Source organism: Streptomyces sp. Qhu_M48 (assembly GCF_051305195.1).
In the GTDB taxonomy this organism is placed as follows: Bacteria; Actinomycetota; Actinomycetes; order Streptomycetales; family Streptomycetaceae; genus Streptomyces.
The window spans coordinates 26,903-47,801 of the sequence record NZ_CP195432.1; the positions used below are offsets into that span (position 1 = coordinate 26,903).

Annotated in this window: 19 protein-coding genes; 18 read left to right on the top strand and 1 reads right to left on the bottom strand. The window is 72.3% G+C overall.

The annotated features are described in order from the left end of the window. The first annotated feature begins 103 nt into the window (after positions 1 to 103). The 4 genes from clpB (at position 104) to ACRRSS_RS00160 (ending at position 3,885) form a co-directional block, all read left to right on the top strand. The gene (gene clpB / locus ACRRSS_RS00145) at positions 104 to 2,707 is read left to right on the top strand and encodes an ATP-dependent chaperone ClpB (RefSeq protein ID WP_435969223.1); all 2,604 of its coding nucleotides are present in this window, start codon (positions 104 to 106) and stop codon (positions 2,705 to 2,707) included. A gap of 24 nt (positions 2,708 to 2,731) precedes the next feature. Continuing rightward, entirely contained in the window at positions 2,732 to 2,956 is a 225-nt protein-coding gene (locus ACRRSS_RS00150; RefSeq protein ID WP_223834870.1) for a hypothetical protein, read from the top strand. After that, positions 2,953 to 3,276, top strand: a complete 324-nt coding sequence (locus tag ACRRSS_RS00155) for a type II toxin-antitoxin system PemK/MazF family toxin (RefSeq protein WP_435969224.1) — start codon at positions 2,953 to 2,955, stop codon at positions 3,274 to 3,276. Before ACRRSS_RS00150 ends, ACRRSS_RS00155 begins: the two co-directional genes overlap by 4 nt. Positions 3,277 to 3,348: 72 nt before the next feature. Continuing rightward, the gene (locus ACRRSS_RS00160; RefSeq protein ID WP_351895128.1) at positions 3,349 to 3,885 is read left to right on the top strand and encodes a YbjN domain-containing protein; all 537 of its coding nucleotides are present in this window, start codon (positions 3,349 to 3,351) and stop codon (positions 3,883 to 3,885) included. A gap of 65 nt (positions 3,886 to 3,950) precedes the next feature. Here the strand turns inward: ACRRSS_RS00160 and ACRRSS_RS00165 are convergent, their stop codons facing one another. Then, the gene (locus ACRRSS_RS00165; protein WP_435969225.1) at positions 3,951 to 5,129 is read right to left on the bottom strand and encodes a pyridoxal phosphate-dependent aminotransferase; all 1,179 of its coding nucleotides are present in this window, start codon (positions 5,127 to 5,129) and stop codon (positions 3,951 to 3,953) included. A 92-nt stretch (positions 5,130 to 5,221) separates the two neighbouring features. On the opposite strand from ACRRSS_RS00165, the gene ACRRSS_RS00170 reads away from it, so the two are divergent. The 14 genes from ACRRSS_RS00170 (at position 5,222) to kynU (ending at position 20,808) form a co-directional block, all read left to right on the top strand. Further along, entirely contained in the window at positions 5,222 to 5,488 is a 267-nt protein-coding gene (locus ACRRSS_RS00170; protein WP_435969226.1) for a hypothetical protein, read from the top strand. 415 nt (positions 5,489 to 5,903) lie between these two features. Then, positions 5,904 to 6,422 carry a DUF2617 family protein gene (locus ACRRSS_RS00175; RefSeq protein WP_435969227.1) on the top strand — a complete coding sequence of 173 codons (519 nt, stop codon included), beginning with the start codon at positions 5,904 to 5,906 and terminating at the stop codon, positions 6,420 to 6,422. A 96-nt stretch (positions 6,423 to 6,518) separates the two neighbouring features. Continuing rightward, a complete protein-coding gene (locus ACRRSS_RS00180; protein WP_435975214.1) occupies positions 6,519 to 8,234 on the top strand; it encodes a spermidine synthase in 1,716 nt (571 codons plus the stop codon). 76 nt (positions 8,235 to 8,310) lie between these two features. Further along, on the top strand, positions 8,311 to 9,324 hold the full coding sequence (locus tag ACRRSS_RS00185; RefSeq protein ID WP_435969228.1) for an SRPBCC family protein: 1,014 nt from the start codon (positions 8,311 to 8,313) through the stop codon (positions 9,322 to 9,324). A 78-nt stretch (positions 9,325 to 9,402) separates the two neighbouring features. Next, positions 9,403 to 10,188 carry an aldose 1-epimerase gene (locus ACRRSS_RS00190; RefSeq protein ID WP_435975215.1) on the top strand — a complete coding sequence of 262 codons (786 nt, stop codon included), beginning with the start codon at positions 9,403 to 9,405 and terminating at the stop codon, positions 10,186 to 10,188. 113 nt (positions 10,189 to 10,301) lie between these two features. Continuing rightward, positions 10,302 to 10,841 (top strand): orotate phosphoribosyltransferase, encoded by a 540-nt coding sequence (pyrE, locus tag ACRRSS_RS00195; RefSeq protein WP_351895139.1) that lies wholly within the window; start codon positions 10,302 to 10,304, stop codon positions 10,839 to 10,841. A gap of 221 nt (positions 10,842 to 11,062) precedes the next feature. After that, positions 11,063 to 12,085: a class II fructose-bisphosphate aldolase gene (fbaA, locus tag ACRRSS_RS00200; protein WP_435969229.1), complete on the top strand. Its 1,023-nt coding sequence runs from the start codon at positions 11,063 to 11,065 to the stop codon at positions 12,083 to 12,085. Positions 12,086 to 12,163: 78 nt separating this feature from the next. Further along, complete coding sequence (locus ACRRSS_RS00205) at positions 12,164 to 13,324, top strand: MalY/PatB family protein (protein WP_435969230.1); 1,161 nt, start codon at positions 12,164 to 12,166, stop codon at positions 13,322 to 13,324. A gap of 150 nt (positions 13,325 to 13,474) precedes the next feature. Further along, on the top strand, positions 13,475 to 15,460 hold the full coding sequence (locus ACRRSS_RS00210) for an Ig-like domain repeat protein (protein WP_435969231.1): 1,986 nt from the start codon (positions 13,475 to 13,477) through the stop codon (positions 15,458 to 15,460). 81 nt (positions 15,461 to 15,541) lie between these two features. Beyond that, positions 15,542 to 16,996 carry an MFS transporter gene (locus tag ACRRSS_RS00215; RefSeq protein ID WP_435969232.1) on the top strand — a complete coding sequence of 485 codons (1,455 nt, stop codon included), beginning with the start codon at positions 15,542 to 15,544 and terminating at the stop codon, positions 16,994 to 16,996. 174 nt (positions 16,997 to 17,170) lie between these two features. Next, complete coding sequence (locus ACRRSS_RS00220) at positions 17,171 to 17,584, top strand: DUF3151 domain-containing protein (RefSeq protein WP_435969233.1); 414 nt, start codon at positions 17,171 to 17,173, stop codon at positions 17,582 to 17,584. 108 nt (positions 17,585 to 17,692) lie between these two features. Next, positions 17,693 to 18,595, top strand: coding sequence for a DUF3152 domain-containing protein (locus tag ACRRSS_RS00225; protein WP_435969234.1), 903 nt, complete (start codon positions 17,693 to 17,695; stop codon positions 18,593 to 18,595). 118 nt (positions 18,596 to 18,713) lie between these two features. Further along, positions 18,714 to 19,562, top strand: coding sequence for a tryptophan 2,3-dioxygenase (locus ACRRSS_RS00230; protein ID WP_435969235.1), 849 nt, complete (start codon positions 18,714 to 18,716; stop codon positions 19,560 to 19,562). Then, positions 19,555 to 20,808 (top strand): kynureninase, encoded by a 1,254-nt coding sequence (gene kynU / locus ACRRSS_RS00235; RefSeq protein ID WP_435969236.1) that lies wholly within the window; start codon positions 19,555 to 19,557, stop codon positions 20,806 to 20,808. The genes ACRRSS_RS00230 and kynU overlap by 8 nt, the downstream gene beginning before the upstream one ends. The last annotated feature ends 91 nt before the right edge of the window (positions 20,809 to 20,899 follow it).

Genomic DNA, 20,899 nt, shown 5'->3' on the forward strand with positions numbered 1-20,899 from the left:
GTGAGGTCTCGCCCCGACACCTTGAGTGCGATCGACTCAACTTTGTGTACCCTGGAGAAGTCATAGGAGGAGGACCCACGAGAACCCAGGAGGAGCACCGCACGTGGACGCCGAACTGACCAACCGGAGCCGGGACGCGATCAACGCGGCCAGCAGCCGCGCCGTGTCCGACGGACACGCCGACCTGACCCCCGCCCACCTGCTGCTCGCGCTGCTCACGGGAGAGGACAACGAGAACATCGTCGACCTGTTCGCCTCGGTCGAGGCCGACCAGGCCGCCGTGCGGGCGGGCGCCGAGCGGCTGCTCGCCACCCTGCCGAGCATCACCGGGTCGACGGTCGCGCCCCCGCAGCCCAGCCGCGACTTCCTCGCGGTCATCGCCGACGCCGACCGGCGGGCGAAGGAGCTCGGCGACGACTACCTGTCCACCGAGCACCTCCTCGTCGGGATCGCCGCCAAGGGCGGCCGCGCCGGTGAGATCCTCGACGCGCAGGGCGCGAGCGCATCGAAGCTGCTCGACGCGTTCGAGAAGAGCAGGGGAGGACGCCGGGTGACCACACCCGACCCGGAAGGGCAGTACAAGGCGCTGGAGAAGTTCGGAACGGACTTCACGGCGGCCGCGCGCGAGGGCAAGCTCGACCCGGTCATCGGCCGCGACCACGAGATCCGCCGCGTCGTGCAGGTGCTGTCCCGCCGCACCAAGAACAACCCGGTCCTCATCGGTGAGCCCGGCGTCGGCAAGACCGCCGTCGTCGAGGGCCTCGCCCAGCGGATCGTGAAGGGCGACGTACCCGAGTCGCTGAAGAACAAGCGGCTCGTCTCGCTCGACCTCGGCGCGATGGTCGCCGGGGCCAAGTACCGCGGCGAGTTCGAGGAGCGCCTCAAGACCGTCCTCTCCGAGATCAAGGAGAGCGACGGCCAGATCATCACCTTCATCGACGAGCTGCACACGGTCGTCGGCGCGGGCGCCGGCGGCGACTCCGCCATGGACGCGGGCAACATGCTCAAGCCCATGCTGGCCCGCGGCGAGCTGCGCATGGTCGGCGCGACCACCCTCGACGAGTACCGCGAGCGGATCGAGAAGGACCCCGCCCTGGAGCGCCGCTTCCAGCAGGTCCTGGTCGCCGAGCCCACGGTCGAGGACACCGTCGCGATCCTCCGCGGCCTCAAGGGCCGGTACGAGGCCCACCACAAGGTGCAGATCAACGACTCCGCGCTGGTGGCCGCCGCGACCCTCTCCGACCGGTACATCACCTCCCGCTTCCTCCCCGACAAGGCCATCGACCTCGTCGACGAGGCCGCCTCCCGGCTGCGGATGGAGATCGACTCCTCGCCCGTCGAGATCGACGAGCTCCAGCGCTCCGTGGACCGGCTCCGCATGGAGGAGCTGGCCCTCAAGAACGAGACGGACGCGGCGAGCAAGCAGCGCCTGGAGAAGCTGCGGCGCGACCTCGCCGACCGCGAGGAGGAGTTGCGCGGCCTCACCGCCCGCTGGGAGAAGGAGAAGCAGTCCCTCAACCGGGTCGGCGAGCTGAAGGAGCGGCTCGACGAGGCCCGCGGCCGCGCCGAGCGCGCCCAGCGCGACGGCGACTTCGACACCGCCTCCAAGCTGCTCTACGGGGAGATCCCGGCCCTGGAGCGGGATCTGGAGGAGGCGAGCGAGGCCGAGGCCCAGCAGGAGTCGTCGAAGGACACGATGGTCAAGGAGGAGGTCGGACCCGACGACATCGCCGATGTCGTGGGCGCCTGGACGGGCATCCCCGCCGGCCGTCTCCTGGAGGGCGAGACGCAGAAGCTGCTGCGCATGGAGGACGAGCTCGGCCGGCGGCTGATCGGCCAGTCCGAGGCCGTGCGGGCCGTCTCCGACGCCGTGCGCCGCACCCGCGCCGGCATCGCCGACCCCGACCGGCCCACCGGCTCCTTCCTCTTCCTCGGCCCCACGGGCGTCGGCAAGACGGAGCTGGCGAAGGCGCTCGCGGACTTCCTCTTCGACGACGAGCGGGCCATGATCCGCATCGACATGTCGGAGTACGGCGAGAAGCACAGCGTCGCCCGCCTGGTCGGCGCGCCTCCCGGCTACGTCGGGTACGAGGAGGGCGGCCAGCTCACCGAGGCGGTCCGCAGGCGCCCGTACAGCGTGGTCCTGCTCGACGAGGTGGAGAAGGCGCACCCGGAGGTCTTCGACGTCCTGCTCCAGGTCCTGGACGACGGGCGGCTGACCGACGGACAGGGCCGGACGGTGGATTTCCGCAACACCATCCTGATCCTCACCTCGAACCTGGGCAGCCAGTACCTGGTCGACCCGCTGACCACGGAGGACGTCAAGAAGCAGCAGGTCATGGACGTCGTCAGGGCCAGTTTCAAGCCGGAGTTCCTCAACCGGCTGGACGACCTGGTGGTCTTCTCCGCCCTCGACCGGGCCGAGCTGGGCCGGATCGCGCGGCTCCAGATCGACCGGCTCGCGAAGCGGCTCGCCGAGCGGCGGCTCACCCTGGACGTCACCCCGGAGGCCCTGGAGTGGCTCGCCGAGGAGGGCAACGACCCCGCGTACGGCGCCCGGCCGCTGCGCCGGCTCATCCAGACGGCGATCGGCGACCGGCTCGCCAAGGAGATCCTCGCGGGGGAGGTCGTGGACGGCGACACGGTCCGCGTGGACCGCTTCGAGGACGGCCTGATCGTGGGGGAGGGCACCGGCAAGACCCTGTAACACGTTCTGCGATACGCTGCCTCCATGGGAACTCTCAACGTCCGTACGGACGAGTCCATGGAGGCAGCCATAAGGGCACTCGCGGAGGAGTTCGGCTCGCGCAGCGAGGCCGTGCGCTACGCCCTCCTGCGCACCTACAAGGAGCGGCTGATCGAGCAGGCGAAGGCCGACGCGGCCCGCGTGGCGGCCGACCCCGACGACCAGGCCGAGATGCTGGCGATCCAGCGCTTCATGGGTGTCGCCGAGTGATCTTCCGGGGGGCGATCGTCGAGATCCGGCAACTGCCCGGCGCGCGGGGACACGAGCAGCAGGGGAATCGCTACGCCGTCGTGATCCAGTCGGACCAGTTCGCGACCTCGATGGTGACGGTCGCCATGACGTCGACCAGCGCCGCTCCGACGGTCTACCGGCCGGAGATCGAGTTCGACGGCCGGACGACACGGATTCTCACCGACCAGATCTACTCCGTCGACCCGGCCGCGCGCTTCGGGGCCTTCAAGGGCGCGCTCGACGCCGAGGAGCTGCGGGACCTCGACCGGGCCCTCCTGATCAAGCTCGGCCTCTTCTGAGAGGTCCGGGGTTGCCATAACCGGCCCGGCATGGGGGAGGATGGCGAGCATCCGTACGAAGGGAAATACACGGTGAGCATCGACCCGTCCTCGATTCCGAATTTCGGGGGCCAGCCCCAGCCTCAGGCCGCAGGACCGGCGGGCCCCGTCGTCCCCGACCAGGACCTCGTCAAGCAGCTCCTCGAGCAGATGGAGCTGAAGTACGTCGTCGACGACGAGGGTGACCTCGCGGCGCCGTGGGAGGAGTTCCGCACGTACTTCATGTTCCGCGGCGAGGACGAGCAGCAGGTCTTCTCGGTGCGGACGTTCTACGACCGTCCGCACTCCGCCGACGACCGCGCCAAGGTCCTCGACGCGATCGACGACTGGAACCGCCGCACCCTGTGGCCCAAGGTCTACACGCACCTGCACGAGGAGGAGGACGGCTCCGCCACCCTCCGCCTCATCGGTGAGGCCCAGATGCTGATCGGCACCGGCGTCGCCCTGGAGCACTTCGTGTCCTCCACGGTCAGCTGGGTCCGCGCCTCCATCGAGTTCGACAAGTGGGTCGTCGAGCAGTTCGGCCTGGAGTCCCCGGAGGACAAGGCCGCGGGCGACGACGAGGCCTGAGCCCCTCCCGCACCACGACGAGAGCCCGGCCCCTTCCGAGGGGCCGGGCTCTCGTGCGTCAGGGCTCAGACGAGCCGCTTGAGCCGGGAGACCGCCTCCTCCAGGACCTCGGTCTTCTTGCAGAAGGCGAAGCGGACGAAGGGGGCGCCGGCCTCGCGGTGGTCGTAGAAGACGGCGTTGGGGATGGCGACGACACCGGCGCGCTCGGGCAGGGAGCGGCAGAAGGCGAAGCCGTCCTCGGCGCCGAGCGGGCGGACGTCGGTGGTGACGAAGTAGGTGCCCGCCGGGCGGTAGACCTCGAAGCCCGCCTGCGCGAGGCCCTCGCTCAGCAGGTCCCGCTTGGCCGCGAGGTCCGCGCGGAGCGTGTCGAAGTACGTGGCCGGGAGGCGGAGCGCCTCGGCGATCGCGTACTGGAAGGGGCCGGAGGACACGTACGTGAGGAACTGCTTGGCCGAGCGGACGGCGGCGGTCAGCTCGGGGCTCGCGGTGATCCAGCCGACCTTCCACCCCGTGAACGAGAACGTCTTGCCGGCCGAGCCGATGGTGACCGTGCGCTCCCGCATCCCGGGGAGGCTCGCGATCGGCAGGTGCTCGGCACCGTCGAAGACCAGGTGCTCGTAGACCTCGTCGGTGACGACGAGCAGGTCCCGCTCGATCGCGAGTTCGGCGACGGCGGTCAGTTCGGCCCGGGTGAGGACCGTGCCGGTCGGGTTGTGCGGGGTGTTGAGGAGGATCAGCCGGGTCCGGTCGGTGACGGCGGCCCGCAGTTCGTCGAGATCGAGGACGTAGGCGCCCTCGTGGGGGTGGAGGGTGACCGGGACCCTGGTCCCGCCGGCCATCGCGACACAGGCGGCGTACGAGTCGTAGTACGGCTCCAGGGCGATCACCTCGTCGCCCGGCACGACCAGGGCGAGCAGCGCCGCCGCGATCGCCTCGGTGGCGCCGGCGGTGACGAGCACCTCCGTGTCCGGGTCGTAGGTGAGGCCGTACCGCTCCCGCTGGTGGTCGGCGATCGCGGACCGCAGCTCGGGGACGCCGGGGCCGGGTGGGTACTGGTTGCCGCGGCCGTCCCGCAGCGCGCGGACCGCGGCCTCCCGGATCTCCTCGGGGCCGTCGGTGTCGGGGAAGCCCTGACCGAGGTTGATCGACCCGGTCCTGGCGGCGAGCGCGGACATCTCGGCGAAGATCGTGGTCCCGAATTCGGCGAGCCGGCGGTTGAGCAGGGGGCGTGTCATGACGGCCATCCTGGAGCCAAGCTCTGGACTTGCTCAAGTGCGCTTTGGCGGGGCGTCGTACCGGGAATCCCCCTCGCACAAGAGAACGGGGGGTAGTACTGATGTCGATCATCTTCGTCTTCCTGGGGATCGCGGTCCTCGGTGTCGTCGTCTTCAGCGTCAAGCAGGGGCTCGGTGGTGGCGGTGGCCGGCCGCGGCGGTCCGGCGGGCGGTCCCGCGGCGGCGACGGCGGCACCTGGATCAACGGTGGCGGGGGCGCGAGCTGCGGCGGGGGCGCCGGCTCCTGCGGTTCCAGCGGGTCGAGCTGCGGAGGTTCCAGCTCCGGCGGGTCGAGCTGTGGCGGCGGCGGGGGCTGCGGCAGCAGCTGAGCACCGCGACGGCGTCCGAGGCTCCTGAAGGTCCCGGGACCGGGTGACGGTCCCGGGACCTTCGTGACGGTCCCGGGACCGGTGTGACCGGCCCTCGGGGGCGCCTTGTCGATCAGGCCGGGCTCACGGCGTGATCGACAAGACACCCCCGAGGCACGTGACGTCGGCAATGCGGTGCGGACATGGCGATCGATACCGAGTGAACAAGTGAACTGTGGGGTCCCCGAAGGGGTTGGAAAACACAGCAAGTTGGGTAAAACCGCTGCGAGTCGCTCGGGGTCCGTGGTTCTCTCGCTCCTGACAGAGACAGCCCTCGGACTGTGTGTGGACCCGAGCCGGCGATTCCCCACTGCCGTTGAACCCTTCACCGGGGCGCCCCGGCCCACCCGTCAAACCGTGTTTGCGGAGCCGACCCATGCTCACCACCCTGAAAACCTCCTACACCGATACCCGCGCGGCCGACCTGGCCTGGGCCCTCGGGCGCGAGCCGCTGCCCGCCCTCGCCATGCTCGACCTCGAACTCTCCGGCGCCAAGCTCCAGTTGAGGCTTCTCGGCGCCTCCCACCAGGTCCTCCTGGAAGAGGAGGGCCGCAGCTGCTCGGAGACCGTCGCCTGTATGCCCGGCAGCAGCACCCCGCTCCCGCTCGGCGTGTCCAAGCGCGTCGGCGAATGGGAGTACGAATTCGCGGCGCGTGTCGAGACGCTCTCGCACGGCTCCTTCGCGGGGCGTGCGCAGGAGTTGCTCGCGCTCGTCGCCGACCACCCCAACGGACTCGCGGGGACCTTCCCCGGCTCTCCCCACGCCTTCACGGCGATGCTGGCGCAGCGCCACGAGGGGCAGGTGCGGTGGCGCACCTGGCACGCCTACCCCCAGGAAGGGCAGCTCGTGGTGACCAGGACCCGTATCGGCGCACGTATGCCTGCAACGCTCTGATACGCCCCCTGGGCGCCCCAGGTGCACTCGTGTGGGTGACAAGGGGCGTGCGGGTCGTGACGTAGCGTTACGTTCATGATCGAGCCGACCGTGACCATGCCACCCAAGAGGGTGCGGCGGGCGCCCGTGCGGCGGCCCGAGCCGCCGCGCCGGACGGTGCGGTTCCCGGTCCTCGCCGTGGTCTTCGTCTGCGCCGCGTGCGGTCTGGTCTACGAACTCGAACTGGTCGCGCTCGCCTCCTACTTGATCGGAGACTCGGTCACCCAGGCCTCCGTCGTGCTCTCCGTGATGGTCTTCGCCATGGGGGTGGGCTCGCTCCTCGCCAAGCGACTGCGCTGCCGTGCCGCCGTCGGCTTCGGCCTGGTCGAGGCCGGACTCGCGCTCATCGGCGGCTGCTCGGCGATGGTGCTGTACGCGTCCTTCGCCTGGCTCGGCGAATCGCGGTACGTGGTCGTGGCGTTCTCGCTCGCGATCGGGGTGCTCATCGGCGCGGAGATCCCGCTCCTGATGTCGCTCATACAGCGGGCCCCCGGGCCGGCGGACCGCTCCGGACCGGGCCGTTCGGGCCGCTCGGTGCGGTTCGGGCGCTCCGGGCGCTCCGGCCGGACCGGACGGAAGGGCTCACCCGGGGACGAGGACGACGCCGCGGGGACGGTCGCCGACCTCTTCGCCGCCGACTACGTCGGCGCGCTGGTCGGCGGCCTCGCCTTTCCCTTCCTGCTGCTGCCCTGGCTCGGCCAGCTCACCGGCGCCCTCGTCACGGGCGCGGTCAACGCGGTGGCCGGCGGCGGCCTCGTCCTCTGGGTGTTCCGCCGCGACCTGACCCCCCGCTCCCGGGCCCTGCTCATCGCCGTGAACGTGTCGGTCCTCGCCGTCCTCGCCACGGCGACCGTGCTCGTCGACGACTTCGAACAGGCGGCGCGCCGGGCCGTGTACGGGGATCGGGTGCGGGTCGCCCTCCACACCGAGCTCCAGGAAGTGGTGGTGACGGGAAGCCGTGAGGGCCCGCCCGACCTCTTCCTCGACGGGCGCCTCCGGGTCGCGGGCCAGGACGAGTACCGCTACCACGAGGCGCTCGTCCACCCCGCGATGAACGGAGCGCACGCGCGCGTGCTCATCGTCGGCGGCGGGGACGGCATGGCCGCCCGCGAGGCCCTGCGCTACCCCGGGGTCCGCTCCGTCACCGTCGTCGAACTCGACCCGGGGGTCGTCCGCCTCGCCCGTACGGACCCGGCGCTCGCCACGCTCAACGCGCAGGCCTTCCGGGACCGGCGGGTCCGGGTGGTCCACGCGGACGCCTTCCACTGGCTCCGCGGCGCCACCGACCGTGTGCAGGAACGGTACGACGTGGTGATCTCCGATCTGCCCGACCCCGGGATCACCCCCAGCACCAAGCTGTACTCCGAGGAGTTCTACGGGCTCGTGGGCCAGGTCCTCACCCCCGCCGGCCGGTTCGCCGTGCACGCCGGGTCGGTCGCAGGCCGGCCCCGTACCTACTGGACCGTGGACGCCACCCTGCGCGCCGCCGGGTTCGCGACCCGCCCGTACAGCGCGAGCGGCCGCACCCCCGGCTTCGCCGCGGGACCCGACCGCGCCGACCGCTCCAGCGGCACCGGCCAGGGGCCCGGCGACTGGGGCTTCCTCCTCGCCCTTCCCGGCAGCCGCCCGCCCGTCCTCGGTCTCGCCGCCGACGCGCCCCGGCTGCGCTCGCTCGGCGAAGGGACCCTGGCGGCCGCGGCGCGCCGCGCCGAACGGGGCCGGGGCCCCGAACTGCCCCCCTCGACCCTGGTGCACCCGCGGTACGGCGGCTGACGGGGGCGGCCGGGAGAAGCGGGCCGTGGTGCGGAACAGGCGACGCCGCGCCCCGGCCTGAGTAGGCTCGGCTTCCATGGAGCATGAGGTGTTCGTTCCCGTCACGGCCGACGTCCTGCGCGAGACGCTCACGGACCCCGCCCGGGTGGTGCGCTGCGTACCCGGCCTCCAGCGGGACGCCGACGCGGAGGCGGGTCCCCTCACGGGCCGGCTCAAGGTGCGGGTCGGCGGCAACACCATCACCTACCGGGGCGCCCTGAAGGTCGTCGAGCGGGACGGGGCGATCACCTACGAGGGCCAGGGCACCGAGGCCCGGGGCAAGGGCACGGCGGAGCTGTCGCTGACCGTCGTCCTCACCCCGGTGGCCGAGGGCACCAGCCTGAGCTTCACGGGCGGCCTGACGGCGGTCGGCCGGCTCGCCGAGGCGACGGAGGAGGCCCGGTCCACGGCGGGCGCCCGCCTGCTCGACAAGTTCGTGGAGGCACTGGCCGCCCTCGCGGACGGCAAGCCGGGCGAGAGGCCGGACGACAAGCCGGGCGACAAGCCGGAGGAGAACCCGGGCGAGAAGCCGGACGAGATCGTGGGGTCGTCTTCGGGGCCGGAGTCGTCTTCGCCGGTGCCCGGGCCGTCGTCCTCGCTGGAGTCGCCGTCGCCCGAGGCGGGGTCGGTGCCGGCCGGCGCCTCCGCGTCCGGGGGAGCGGCGGCCTCCGAGCCCACCACCGAGCCCACCACCGAGGCCGACACCGACGACGACGGGGTCGACGACGGCGTCGAGGAGCCTCGGGAGTCCGCCTTCGACGCGCTGGTCCCGCCGCCCTCCCTCGATCCGGTCCTCGACGAGAGCCTCGCCGACACCCCGATCGAGTTCCCCGCCCCGCAGCCCGCCGCCGAGGCCGCCCACGCCCGCCGCACCATGATCGGGCGGAGCGCCGAGGAGGTCGACCACGCCCCACCGCGTGGCCGGTACGCGCCCGTTCCCGCCACCGAGGCGACGAGCGCCGGGGCCACCCTGCGCTGGATCGCGCCGGCGGCGGCCCTCGCGCTCGCCTCCGCCGTCGTCGTCGGCCGGGCCCTGCGTCGACGACGCTGAAAGCCGACGACGCTGAAACCTGCCCGGAAAGGGTCGCCCACGTTCGGGGTCCCGCACGATTAGGGTCGGGGCGTGAGCATGCAGACGCGACTGACGGCGGGCGACGCCGAGTTGACCATCAGCCCCGAGAACGGCTGCCGGATCGAGAGCCTGCGGATCGGCGGGACCGAGCTGCTGCGCCAGGGCGAACGCTTCGGGTGCTTCCCGATGGTGCCCTGGTGCGGGCGGACCGAGAACGGCCGCTTCCGGAACGGGGCCACCACCCACCAGCTCCCGGTCAACGCGCCGCCGCACGCCATCCACGGCACCGTCCGGGACCTCGCCTGGAAGACCGCCAGGACCTCCGCGACCGAGGCCGTCCTCACCTGCGAGCTGGGTGACCCCTGGCCGTACAAGGGCACGGTCACCCAGGTCTTCGAGCTGGCCGAGGACTCCCTCACCCTCCGCTTCGGGGTCGAGACCTACGACGACTCGTTCCCGGCCCAGGCCGGCTGGCACCCCTGGTTCCTGCGCAACCTCGGCCGGGGCGGTCAGGACGTGCGCCTCGACTTCACCCCCGCCTGGCAGGAGGAGCGCGGCGAGAACCACCTCCCCACCGGACGCCGGATCGACCCCACCCCCGGCCCCTGGGACGACTGCTTCGGCATGCCCGACGGCGTCGACGTCACCCTCACCTGGCCGGAGGAGCTGGAGCTGAAGGTCACGAGCCGCGCCCCCTGGGTCGTCGTCTACGACGAGCCCGAGGAGGCCGTCTGCGTCGAGCCGCAGTCCGGTCCGCCGAACGGCCTCAACACCCACCCCCGCCTGGTCACCCCGATCGACCCCCTGGAGATCGAGAGCACCTGGACCTGGCGCCGCCTCTGAGGGGTGCGTGGGCCCGAGGGGTTCCGGCGCCCGAGGGGTGCGTGGACCCGAGGGGTTCCGTCGCCCCGGAGCTGCGGGCGCCGCCTCCGAGCACGCCCTCTAAGCTCAGGGGCATGACTGACGTACGCGCTGAGCTGCTCCAGCAGATCAAGGACAAGGCCGTGGTGCACGGCAAGGTGACCCTCTCCTCGGGTCTGGAAGCCGACTACTACATCGACCTGCGCCGGATCACGCTGGACGGCGAGGCCGCGCCGATGGTGGGTCAGGTCATGCTCGACCTCACGGCCGACCTGGACTTCGACTGCGTCGGCGGTCTGACCCTGGGCGCCGACCCGGTCGCGACCTCGATGCTGCACGCCTCCGCCGCGCGCGGACAGCGCCTCGACGCCTTCGTCGTACGGAAGGCGCAGAAGGCGCACGGCATGCAGCGCCGGATCGAGGGCACGGACGTCAAGGGCCGCCGCTGCCTGGTCGTCGAGGACACCTCGACCACCGGCGGCTCGCCGCTGACCGCCGTCGAGGCCGTCCGCGAGGCCGGTGGCGAGGTCGTCGCCGTCGCCACGATCGTCGACCGGGGCGCCGCCGAGGCCATCGACGGAGCGGGTCTGACGTACCTCACCGGCTACCGGCTGGCCGATCTCGACCTGGCGTAACCGCCGCGAAGTCGTGACTTAGGTCCTGGACCCGGGTGAGAGCGGTCCTGACCTGCATTTTTGCGAAGGGGCGGGGTGTTTCACGTGAAACACCCCGCCCCTTGGTGTGCCATGCCCGTGGGAGCCCGGACGAGAGTCTGAAAGGATGGGGTCGACGATGACGTCGCCCCCAGGTCAGGGACAGCAACGCACACACCCCGCACATCACAAGGAGCGGACGAATGCCCATCGCAACCCCCGAGGTCTACAACGAGATGCTCGACCGGGCGAAGGCAGGCAAGTTCGCCTACCCGGCCATCAACGTGACTTCGTCCCAGACCCTGCACGCCGCTCTGCGCGGTTTCGCGGAGGCCGAGAGCGACGGCATCATCCAGATCTCGACCGGTGGAGCCGAGTTCCTGGGCGGCCAGTACAACAAGGACATGGTCACGGGCGCCGTTGCCCTGGCCGAGTTCGCGCACATCGTCGCCGCGAAGTACGACATCACGGTCGCGCTGCACACCGACCACTGCCCGAAGGACAAGCTGGACGCGTACGTCCGTCCGCTGATCGAGGTCTCCGCCGAGCGCGTCGCGCGCGGCGAGAACCCGCTGTTCCAGTCGCACATGTGGGACGGCTCCGCCGAGACCCTCGCGGACAACCTGGCCATCGGCCAGGAGCTGCTCGCGAAGGCCGCCGCCGCCAAGATCATCCTTGAGGTCGAGATCACCCCGACCGGTGGCGAGGAGGACGGCGTCAGCCACGAGATCAACGACGAGCTCTACACCACCGTCGACGACGCGCTCCGCACCGCCGAGGCCCTCGGCCTGGGCGAGAAGGGCCGCTACCTGCTCGCCGCCTCCTTCGGCAACGTGCACGGCGTCTACAAGCCGGGCAACGTCGTGCTCCGCCCCGAGCTCCTCAAGGACCTCCAGGCCGGTGTCGCCGAGAAGTACGGCAAGGCCTCCCCGTTCGACTTCGTCTTCCACGGCGGCTCGGGCTCCACGGCCGAGGAGATCGCCACGGCCCTGGAGAACGGCGTCGTGAAGATGAACCTCGACACCGACACCCAGTACGCCTTCACGCGTCCGGTGGCGAACCACATGTTCAAGAACTACGACGGCGTCCTCAAGGTCGACGGCGAGGTCGGCGTCAAGTCGACCTACGACCCGCGCACCTGGGGCAAGCTGGCCGAGGCCGGCATGGCCGTCCGCGTGACCGAGGCGTGCGCGGCGCTGCGCTCGACCGGCACCAAGCTGAAGTAACGCGGTGATCGTGTGAGCGAAGGGCCCGGTACCTCCCCAGGTGCCGGGCCCTTCGCGCGTCGTCGACGAGAGGGCCCGATGTACGACTTCGACCGTGAGATAGACCGGCACGGCACCTGGTCGGTCCAGTGGGACGGGATCGCGGACCGCTTCGGCGTCCCCGACCTGCTCCCCTTCACCATCTCCGACATGGACTTCGCCTCCCCGCCCGAGGTGCTCGCCGCCCTGCGCGAGCGGGTCGACCACGGGGTCTTCGGCTACACCGACTGGCGGCTCGGCGAGTTCCGCGAGGCGATCCGGGACTGGTACGCGAGCCGGTACGGCACCGAGATCGACACCGAGGCGCTGGTGTACGCGCCGTCCGTGCTCAACCAGCTCTCGCAGCTGCTGCGGATGTGGACGGAGCCCGGTGACGGCGTCGTCGTGCACACCCCCACCTACGACGGCTTCCGCAAGGCCGTCACCGGACTGGGCCGCGAGCTGCGCGGCGTACCGCTCGGGGACCTCGAAGCCCTCGAACGGGAGCTGGCCCGGCCGGACAGCCGGATGCTGCTGCTCTGTTCCCCGCACAACCCGACCGGCCGGGTGTGGACCGAGGAGGAGCTCACCGTCTTCGCCGAGCTGGCCGAGCGCCACGGCGCGGCCGTCGTCAGCGACGAGATCCACGCCGACCTGACCACCGACGGCCACCGCCACATCCCGTGGACCCGCGTCGCCGAGCCGGGCCGGGGCCGCCGCTGGGCCCTGGTCACCTCGGGCACGAAGGCCTTCAACTTCCCGGCCCTCTCCGGCTCGTACGGGCTGATCGGCGACCCCGACGAGCGCACCGCCTTCGTCCGGCGGATGGAGACCGGCGAGGGCCTGGCCTCTCCCGCCGTGCTCTCCCTGACCGCCCACATCGCCGCGTACCGGCAGGGCGCCGACTGGCTGGACGCACTGCGCGGGTACGTGGCGGGCACCATGGGCACGGTCCGGGAGCGCCTCGCGGCGGGTCTTCCCGGGGTCGACTGGGCGCCCCCGCAGGCCGGCTACCTGGCCTGGATCGACCTGCGGCCGCTCGGCATCGAGGAGACCCGGCTCCAGGAGGAACTGGTGACGGTGGAGAAGGTCGCGATCATGCCGGGCGGGGTGTACGGCACGCCCGGCTTCGTCCGGCTCAACGTCGGCTGCCCCCGTGAGAAGGCCGAGCGGGGCGTGGACGCCCTGGTCCGGGCGGCGGCGCGCCTGCGGAAGACCTGAGGGAACGGCGGCGGCCCGGTCGCGCGCGGCGGGGCAGACCTGAGGGGACGGTGGCGGCCCGGTCGCGAGCGGTGTGGATACCGGGAGGCGGGGTGTCGCAGGCGTGTTCTAGTCTTCGTGCACCGTGCCCCGTGTTGAGGGGCCGGAACCATGCTCTTTGGGGGGCTCTTCATCGTGCGCAAGCGCGCTCTCTCCGCCGCGACGTCGTTCGCGGTCCTTCTCGGCTCCGCGGCGCTGGTCGCGGGCTCGGCGGCTCCCGCCGCCGCCGACTCGGTCGTGCCGCTGAACGTCGGAACCGTCGGCGACATGGTCGTCGACGGTGTCCACCAGCGCCTGTACTTCAGCGACACGTACAACAGCCGCGTCGTCGTCACCGACTTCGCGGGCAGGTTCGTCAAGGCCATCCCCGATCTGGCCTACGTCCGTGACCTCGACCTCTCCGCCGACTCGGGCACGGTGTACGCGGCACTGGAGAACGCGGACAAACTCGTCGCCATCGACACCGCGCAGCTGGCCGTGACCGCCGAGTACCCGACGGGGCAGGGCACCAAGCCCTCGACCGTCGCGGCGGTCGACGGCCGCCTCTGGTTCGGGTACGGCCAGAACTGGGACTCGGAGCTCGGGTCGGTCGATCTGACCACGGCCGTGCCGACCGTGGCCCTGGCCCTCACGACGGGTGCCGACTGGTCGAGTCCGCCCACGCTCCGCACCGACCCGGCGGCGCCGGACACGCTCGTCGCCGCCGACGGCGCCATCAGCTCGGGCCCGATCGTGGTGTACGACACCGGGTCGGGTACGCCGGTCGTCCGCACGTCCACCCAGCGCCAGGGGTTCGTGAAGGACATCGAGATCGCCCCCGACGGCAAGAGCGTCGTCGCGGCGGACCGGGTCACCTCGCTCACCCGGCTCAGCCTGACCGACCTCTCCGAGCTGGAGGCCTTCCCGGTCTCCTGGAGCTCGGAGGGCGTGGCCGTCGCCCCGGACGGCACCGTGGCCGGCGCGACGGGCGACCGTGACGACGTCGGCGACGTCTTCGTCTTCGCGGGCGGCTCCGGGACCCCGGCGAGCGTCCGGGACACGCAGTCCTGGCCGGCGTACGACGGGATGGAGTGGGCGCCCGACAGCACCCGCCTCTTCGTCCCGGTGCAGCTGCCGGGCCAGTCGGCGTACTCGCTCCGGATCTACACGTCGCCGAAGCTGCACGCCGTCACCGTGACGGTGAAGGCCCCGGCCGGCGCGCCGATCAACAAGCCGCTCACCGTCTCCGGCTCGGTCGCCTCCACGCTGCGGCTGCCGTCAGGCACTCCGCTCACCGTGACGCGGTACGACGCCGAGAACCCGGGCGGCAAGGCGCTGGGAACGCGGTCGATGGCGGCGAACGGCACGTTCTCGTTCCCGGACACCCCGGCCGCGGCCGGAAAGGTCTCGTACCGGGTGGCGTACCAGGGCGACGCCAAGCACGCCTACTCCACCGGGACGGCCGCCGTGCAGGTGGCGCCCTTCTCGACGTACCTGAAGCTGGACCAGAACCGTCGCACCGTCGACTACGGCACCCACGTGACGTACACGGCGTCCCTCGGCTGGTCGTACCGGAACCGGGTGGTGGAGATCTGGGCCGACCCGTACGGCTCGGAGCCCAAGCGGCTGCTCAAGCGCGGCACGGTCAACTCGGCGGGCAAGCTGTCGGTGACGACCCGGATGACCCGCGACACCTGGGTGACAGCGGACTTCGCCGGTGACACCCGCTCCGGCCGGGCCCACGTGGGCTCCACCGTGTACACCCGGGCCGGTCTGACGACCTCGCTGTCCCGGCACTACAAGTGGTCGAAGATCGGCACCATCTGGTACCAGACGTACCACCAGACCGGCGACGTGCTGGTCACCGCGTGGAACAACCCGTACCCGGGCCGTACGACCAAGTACGAGGTCCAGGTCTGGTACGCCGGTGCCTGGCGCACGGGCTCCGAGGACTACGTCCGGCTGAACAGCGGCGGCATGGCGTACGTCCTGTTCGACGGCGCCGGAGCGGCCGGCGTCCGCGCCCGGGTCCGCACGGCGTACGTGGACGGCGTGTCCGGCGACAACGTGAACACCACGATCCACGGCGCGTGGAAGTACTTCAACGTAACCCGCTGACCCACCGGCCACCGCCGCCCCGTCCACCGTCTCCTCGGATTCCGGTGGGCGGGGCTTCGGCGTTCGGGGGACCATGCATCCATGGGCGTGCGGGACGTGCGGATGGCCTCGGGGACCGGGCGATGGATCTTGTTCACGACCGTCCTCGGCTCCGGGATGGTGCTGCTCGACTCCACCGTCGTCAACGTCGCCCTCCCCCACATCGGCGAGGACCTGGGCGCCGACCTGGCCGTCCTCCAGTGGACGGTCAACGCCTACATGCTGACCCTAGCCGGGCTGATCCTGCTCGGCGGGGCGCTCGGCGACCGGTACGGGCGGCGCCGGGTCTTCGTCATCGGGGTGGTGTGGTTCGCGCTCGCCTCGCTCCTGTGCGGCCTCGCCCCGAACGCCGGGGTGCTGATCGCCGCACGCGCCCTCCAGGGCGTGGGCGGGGCGCTGCTCACCCCCGGCTCCCTGGCGCTGATCCAGGCGAGCTTTCACCAGGACGACCGGGCCAGGGCGGTCGGGCTCTGGTCCGGCTTCGGCGGTGTCGGGGCGGCGGTCGGGCCGTTCGTCGGGGGCTGGCTGGTGGACGGGCCGGGCTGGCGGTGGGTGTTCCTGCTGAACGTGCCGCTCGCCGCCCTCTGCGTCCCCGTGGCCCTGCGGCACGTGCCCGAGTCGCGGGACGAGACCGCGCACGGCCGCTTCGACGTGCTCGGCGCGGCCCTGGGCGCGGCGGCGCTCGCCCTCGTGACGTACGGGCTGATCGGCGCGGCCTGGTGGGCGGGGGCGGCCGGGATCGTCGTCGGGGCCGGGTTCGTCGGGGTGGAGCGGCGGCGCGGCGAGGCGGCGATGGCCCCGCCGTCGATCTTCGCCTCCCGGATGTTCACCTCGGTCAACCTGGTCACCCTGTGCGTGTACGCCGCCTTCGGCGGCTTCTTCTTCCTGGCCGCCCTCCAGCTCCAGGTGGTGTCCGGCTACTCCGCGCTCGGCGCCGGTACGGCCCTGCTGCCGACGACCGTCCTGATGCTGCTGCTCTCGGCGAAGTCCGGGGAGGTGGGGGAGCGGATCGGGCCCCGGATCCCGCTCACGGCGGGGCCGCTGCTGTGCGCCGCGGGCATGCTCCTGATGCTCCGGGTCGGGGAGGACGCCTCGTACGTCCGGGACGTCCTGCCGGCCGTGCTGGTGCTCGGGCTCGGCATGACGGCGCTGGTCGCGCCGCTGACCGCGACCGTGCTCGCCTCGGTGGACGTGTCCAGGGCGGGCCTGGCGAGCGGCATCAACAACGCGGCGGCGCGGGCGGCCGGACTGCTCGCGGTGGCGGCGCTGCCGCTGCTCGCCGGGATGGGCCCGGAGGCGTACCGCTCGGCGGAGGAGTTCGGGGCGACGTTCCGGCGGGCGATGCCGATGTGCGCGGGGATCCTGGTGGTGGGCGCGGTGATCGCCTGGACGACGATGCGGACCCGGGCGCGGGCGGACTGCCACCCGGAGTGCCGGGTGCACTGCGGGGTGACGTCGCCGCCGCTGGACCCGGGACAGCGGGACGCGTCGGCCTGAACCTGGCCGTGCCCTCCGGGAAGCGGGCACGGGGCCGGGGCGCACCCTCGGGCAGCGGGCAGCGGGCAGCGGGCAGCGGGCAGCGGGCAGCGGGCACGAGGGCCGACGGCCGGGGCGGTCGCGGGAGCCGGGTGTGGGGGCTGGGGCCCTCGGGACTGAGGCAGACTGGGCCCCATGGCCATCCACGAGAACCTTCTGGGGGGACCGGCCCCCACCCACCTGCCCGACGACCCGGGGCCGCGCGAGCTGCTCGCGAACGGCACGGCGCCGGCGGACGTCGCCGCGAAGTACCCGACCTCCTCGCTCGCCTGGGCCCAGCTCGCCGACGACGCGTACGAGCGCGGTGCGGTCGTCGAGTCGTACGCCTACGCCCGTACCGGCTACCACCGCGGTCTCGACTCGCTGCGCCGCAACGGCTGGAAGGGCCACGGCCCGGTGCCGTGGGAGCACGAGCCGAACCGCGGCTTCCTGCGCGCGCTGCACGCGCTGGCCCGCGCGGCCGGCGAGATCGGCGAGAAGGACGAGTACGAGCGCTGCTCGACCTTCCTGCGGGACTCCTCGCAGACCGCGGCGGAGACGCTCGGCTGACGTTCCCCCGCTGTCCGACGGGCGCCCTTTCCCCCTCGTGGGGGAAAGGGCGTTCGAAACGGCCGGTACGATCCCCGGGACCGCAGGACCCGAGGGGGGAATTCTGTCGTGGGCAGACGTGCAGCACCCGCAGGACGGCGACGCACCGGCAGAACGCGGAGGTCCGGTTCCCGGATCGCCCTGCCGACGCTGGCCCTGATGACGGTCGCGCTGGGCGCGGGGGCCGCCCTCGCCCACTTCGAGGAACCGCCCCCGGCGGTGTCGGCGCCCCCGGTCGCCACCCTCCCCGCACCGGCCCCGACGACGGAGAGCCCGGCCCCGACGACGGCCGCTCCCACGCCCCGGCCCACGACGGCGGAGCCGAGGAAGCCCAGACCGACGAAACCGCCGGTGAAGACGGCGCTCCCGCCGAAGAAGTCCACCCCGAAGCGGAAGCCCGCCGTGCCGCAGTCCGGCGCCGGTACCTTCACCACCGCGCGGGCCTCCGGCGAGCCGGTCGGGGACGGTGGCGTCCTGCGCCGCTACCGGGTCGAGGTCGAGAAGGGCATCCCGCTGTCGGCACCCGGGACGGCCGCCGAGATCCAGCGGATCCTGGCGCATCCGCGCGGCTGGGCCGCGCACGGCCGGGGCCGCTTCCAGCTGGTCTCGGAGAACGCCGACTTCGTCATCCGGATCGCCACCCCGGACACGGCCGACGCCCTCTGCCTCGCGCAGGGCATGGACACCGGAGGCGAGCTGAACTGCGAGACCACCGACGGGGTCGTCGTGAACCTCAAGCGGTGGATGCTCGGCTCGCCGACCTTCGCCGGGGAGGCCGCCGAGTACCGGCACCTGATCATCAACCACGAGGTCGGGCACGAGATCGGCATCCGGGAGCACATGGGCTGCCCGGGCCCGGGCAGGCCCGCCCCCGCGATGATGCAGCAGATCAAGGGGCTGGACGGATGTCGCTCGAACGCGTTTCCGTATGACGAAGACGGGAGCTACATCACCGGGCCGATCGTGTCATGATGCGCTTGGGACGGCGCGCGACGCAGCGCGCCCCCCGAGGGGACCGGGGCTCCCGTGCGTACGACGTGCGCGCGGTGGAGCGGACCGCTACCCGGTAATACGTATCGAGGAGACAGAAATGTCCACCTTCCCCGATGCCGGAGCCGGTTCGGTCGCCGTAGACCCGAACCTCGACTTCGCCGGCACGACGCCGTACGAGGACTACGTACAGGCGGACGTCCTCACCCACCTCCAGCACCTCCGCTCGGACGACCCCGGCGAGATGGTCTTCCTGGTCACCACCCAGGTCATGGAGCTGTGGTTCACGGTGATCGTCCACGAGTGGGAGACCGCGAGCCGCGCCCTGCGCGAGGACGACGTCCCCGTCGCCATGGACGCCCTCAAGCGCTCCGTGCGCGAGCTGGAGGCCCTCAACCACTCCTGGCGCCCCCTCGCCCAGCTCACCCCCGGTCAGTTCAACGCCTACCGGTCCGCGCTCGGCGAGGGCTCCGGCTTCCAGTCCGCGATGTACCGGCGGATGGAGTTCCTCCTCGGCGAGAAGTCCGCGTCCATGCTCGTCCCGCACCGGGGCGCGCCCCGCGTCCACGCCGAGCTGGAGAAGGCGCTCCACGAGCCGAGCCTGTACGACGAGGTCCTCGGGCTGCTCGCCCGGCGCGGCCTGCCCGTTCCGGCCGCGGTCCTCGGCCGTGACCTGGCGCAGCGCTACGAGCCCTCCGCCGAGGTCGAGGCCGTCTGGGCCGGGATCTACGCGGACGCCGACCAGAACGGCGAACTCGTCCGGCTCGGCGAGGCCCTGAGCGACGTCGCCGAACTGGTCTGGCGCTGGCGCAACGACCACCTGGTGGCGACCCGGCGCGCGATGGGCGCGAAGACCGGCACCGGCGGTTCGGCGGGCGTGGCCTGGCTGGAGAAGCGGGCCCAGAAGAACGTCTTCCCCGAGCTGTGGACGGCGCGCAGCCATGTCTGAGACGACCACCGTGACCGAGACCGGGGGCACGTCCGATCCGCTCGGGGACGAGACCCTGGCACAGCGAGCGCTCGCACTCGACGCCGCCGACGAACTGGGCGAGCACCGCGAGAGGTTCGCCCTCGACGCCGGGACCGTCTACCTCGACGGCAACTCGCTCGGCGCGCTGCCCGCCCACGTCCCCGCCCGGATGGCCGACGTCATCACCCGCGAGTGGGGCGAGCTGCGCATCCGCTCCTGGGACGAATCCGGCTGGTGGACCGCGCCCGAGCGGATCGGCGACCGGATCGCGCCGATCGTCGGCGCGGCGCCCGGACAGATCGTGGTCGGCGACTCGACCAGCGTGAACGTCTTCAAGGCGGTCGTCGCCGCCGCCCGGCTCGCCGGTGAGGGACGCGACGAGATCCTCGTCGACGCGACGACCTTTCCCACGGACGGGTACATCGCGGAGTCCGCGGCGCGGATGACGGGTCACCGGATCGTGCCCGTCGCCCCGGCCGGCATGGCCGGGGCCGCCGGACCGCGTACCGCCGCCGCGCTCGTCAACCACGTCGACTACCGCACCGGCCGGCTCCACGACCTGCCCGGCATCACCGCGGCCCTGCGCGCGGCGGGCGCGCTCGCCGTCTGGGACCTGTGCCACAGCGCGGGCGCCCTGCCGGTCGGCCTGGACGCGCACGGGGTCGACCTGGCCGTCGGCTGTACGTACAAGTACCTGAACGGCGGGCCGGGTTCACCGGCCTACCTGTACGTCGCCGAGCGCCACCAGGCCGCCTTCGACTCGCCGCTGCCCGGCTGGAACTCGCACAGCGACCCGTTCGCCATGACCCCCGGGTACGAGGCGGCCGCGGGCGCCGTGCGGGGCCGGGTCGGCACGCCCGACATCCTCTCCATGCTGGCCCTCGAAGCGGCGCTCGACGTCTGGGACGGGGTCGCGATCGAGGACGTACGGGCCAAGTCCCTCGCGCTCACCGACTTCTTCCTGGAGTGCGTGCGCGCGTACGTGCCGGAGGGCCGGGTCGCCACCGTGACGCCCGAGGCGCACGGAGAGCGCGGCAGCCAGGCCGCGCTGAGCTGCGCGAACGCGCCCGCCGTCATGGCCGAGCTGATCAGGCGCGGTGTCGTCGGCGATCTGCGCCGCCCCGACGTCCTGCGGTTCGGCTTCACCCCGCTGTACGTCGGGTTCGCCGACGCGGAGCGGGCGGCGCGGATCCTCTCGGAGGTCCTGACCGACCTCCCCGCCTGAGGGACGACGGTCCGATGATCGCCTGATCTGCGGGGACTCCACTCCTGGTACCGTCCCCGCAGGTCAGGCCAATCCGGCCCCGTACCCGAGA

Excerpts from the sequence above, each read along its gene's own strand:
- ACRRSS_RS00150 (WP_223834870.1), top strand. The coding sequence starts at position 2,732 with ATGGGAACTCTCAACGTCCGTACGGACGAGTCCATGGAGGCAGCCATA.
- ACRRSS_RS00165 (WP_435969225.1), bottom strand. The coding sequence starts at position 5,129 with ATGGCCGTCATGACACGCCCCCTGCTCAACCGCCGGCTCGCCGAATTC.
- ACRRSS_RS00170 (WP_435969226.1), top strand. The coding sequence starts at position 5,222 with ATGTCGATCATCTTCGTCTTCCTGGGGATCGCGGTCCTCGGTGTCGTC.
- ACRRSS_RS00175 (WP_435969227.1), top strand. The coding sequence starts at position 5,904 with ATGCTCACCACCCTGAAAACCTCCTACACCGATACCCGCGCGGCCGAC.
- ACRRSS_RS00180 (WP_435975214.1), top strand. The coding sequence starts at position 6,519 with ATGCCACCCAAGAGGGTGCGGCGGGCGCCCGTGCGGCGGCCCGAGCCG.
- ACRRSS_RS00185 (WP_435969228.1), top strand. The coding sequence starts at position 8,311 with ATGGAGCATGAGGTGTTCGTTCCCGTCACGGCCGACGTCCTGCGCGAG.
- ACRRSS_RS00190 (WP_435975215.1), top strand. The coding sequence starts at position 9,403 with ATGCAGACGCGACTGACGGCGGGCGACGCCGAGTTGACCATCAGCCCC.
- pyrE (WP_351895139.1), top strand. The coding sequence starts at position 10,302 with ATGACTGACGTACGCGCTGAGCTGCTCCAGCAGATCAAGGACAAGGCC.
- fbaA (WP_435969229.1), top strand. The coding sequence starts at position 11,063 with ATGCCCATCGCAACCCCCGAGGTCTACAACGAGATGCTCGACCGGGCG.
- ACRRSS_RS00205 (WP_435969230.1), top strand. The coding sequence starts at position 12,164 with ATGTACGACTTCGACCGTGAGATAGACCGGCACGGCACCTGGTCGGTC.
- ACRRSS_RS00210 (WP_435969231.1), top strand. The coding sequence starts at position 13,475 with ATGCTCTTTGGGGGGCTCTTCATCGTGCGCAAGCGCGCTCTCTCCGCC.
- ACRRSS_RS00215 (WP_435969232.1), top strand. The coding sequence starts at position 15,542 with ATGGGCGTGCGGGACGTGCGGATGGCCTCGGGGACCGGGCGATGGATC.
- ACRRSS_RS00220 (WP_435969233.1), top strand. The coding sequence starts at position 17,171 with ATGGCCATCCACGAGAACCTTCTGGGGGGACCGGCCCCCACCCACCTG.
- ACRRSS_RS00230 (WP_435969235.1), top strand. The coding sequence starts at position 18,714 with ATGTCCACCTTCCCCGATGCCGGAGCCGGTTCGGTCGCCGTAGACCCG.
- kynU (WP_435969236.1), top strand. The coding sequence starts at position 19,555 with ATGTCTGAGACGACCACCGTGACCGAGACCGGGGGCACGTCCGATCCG.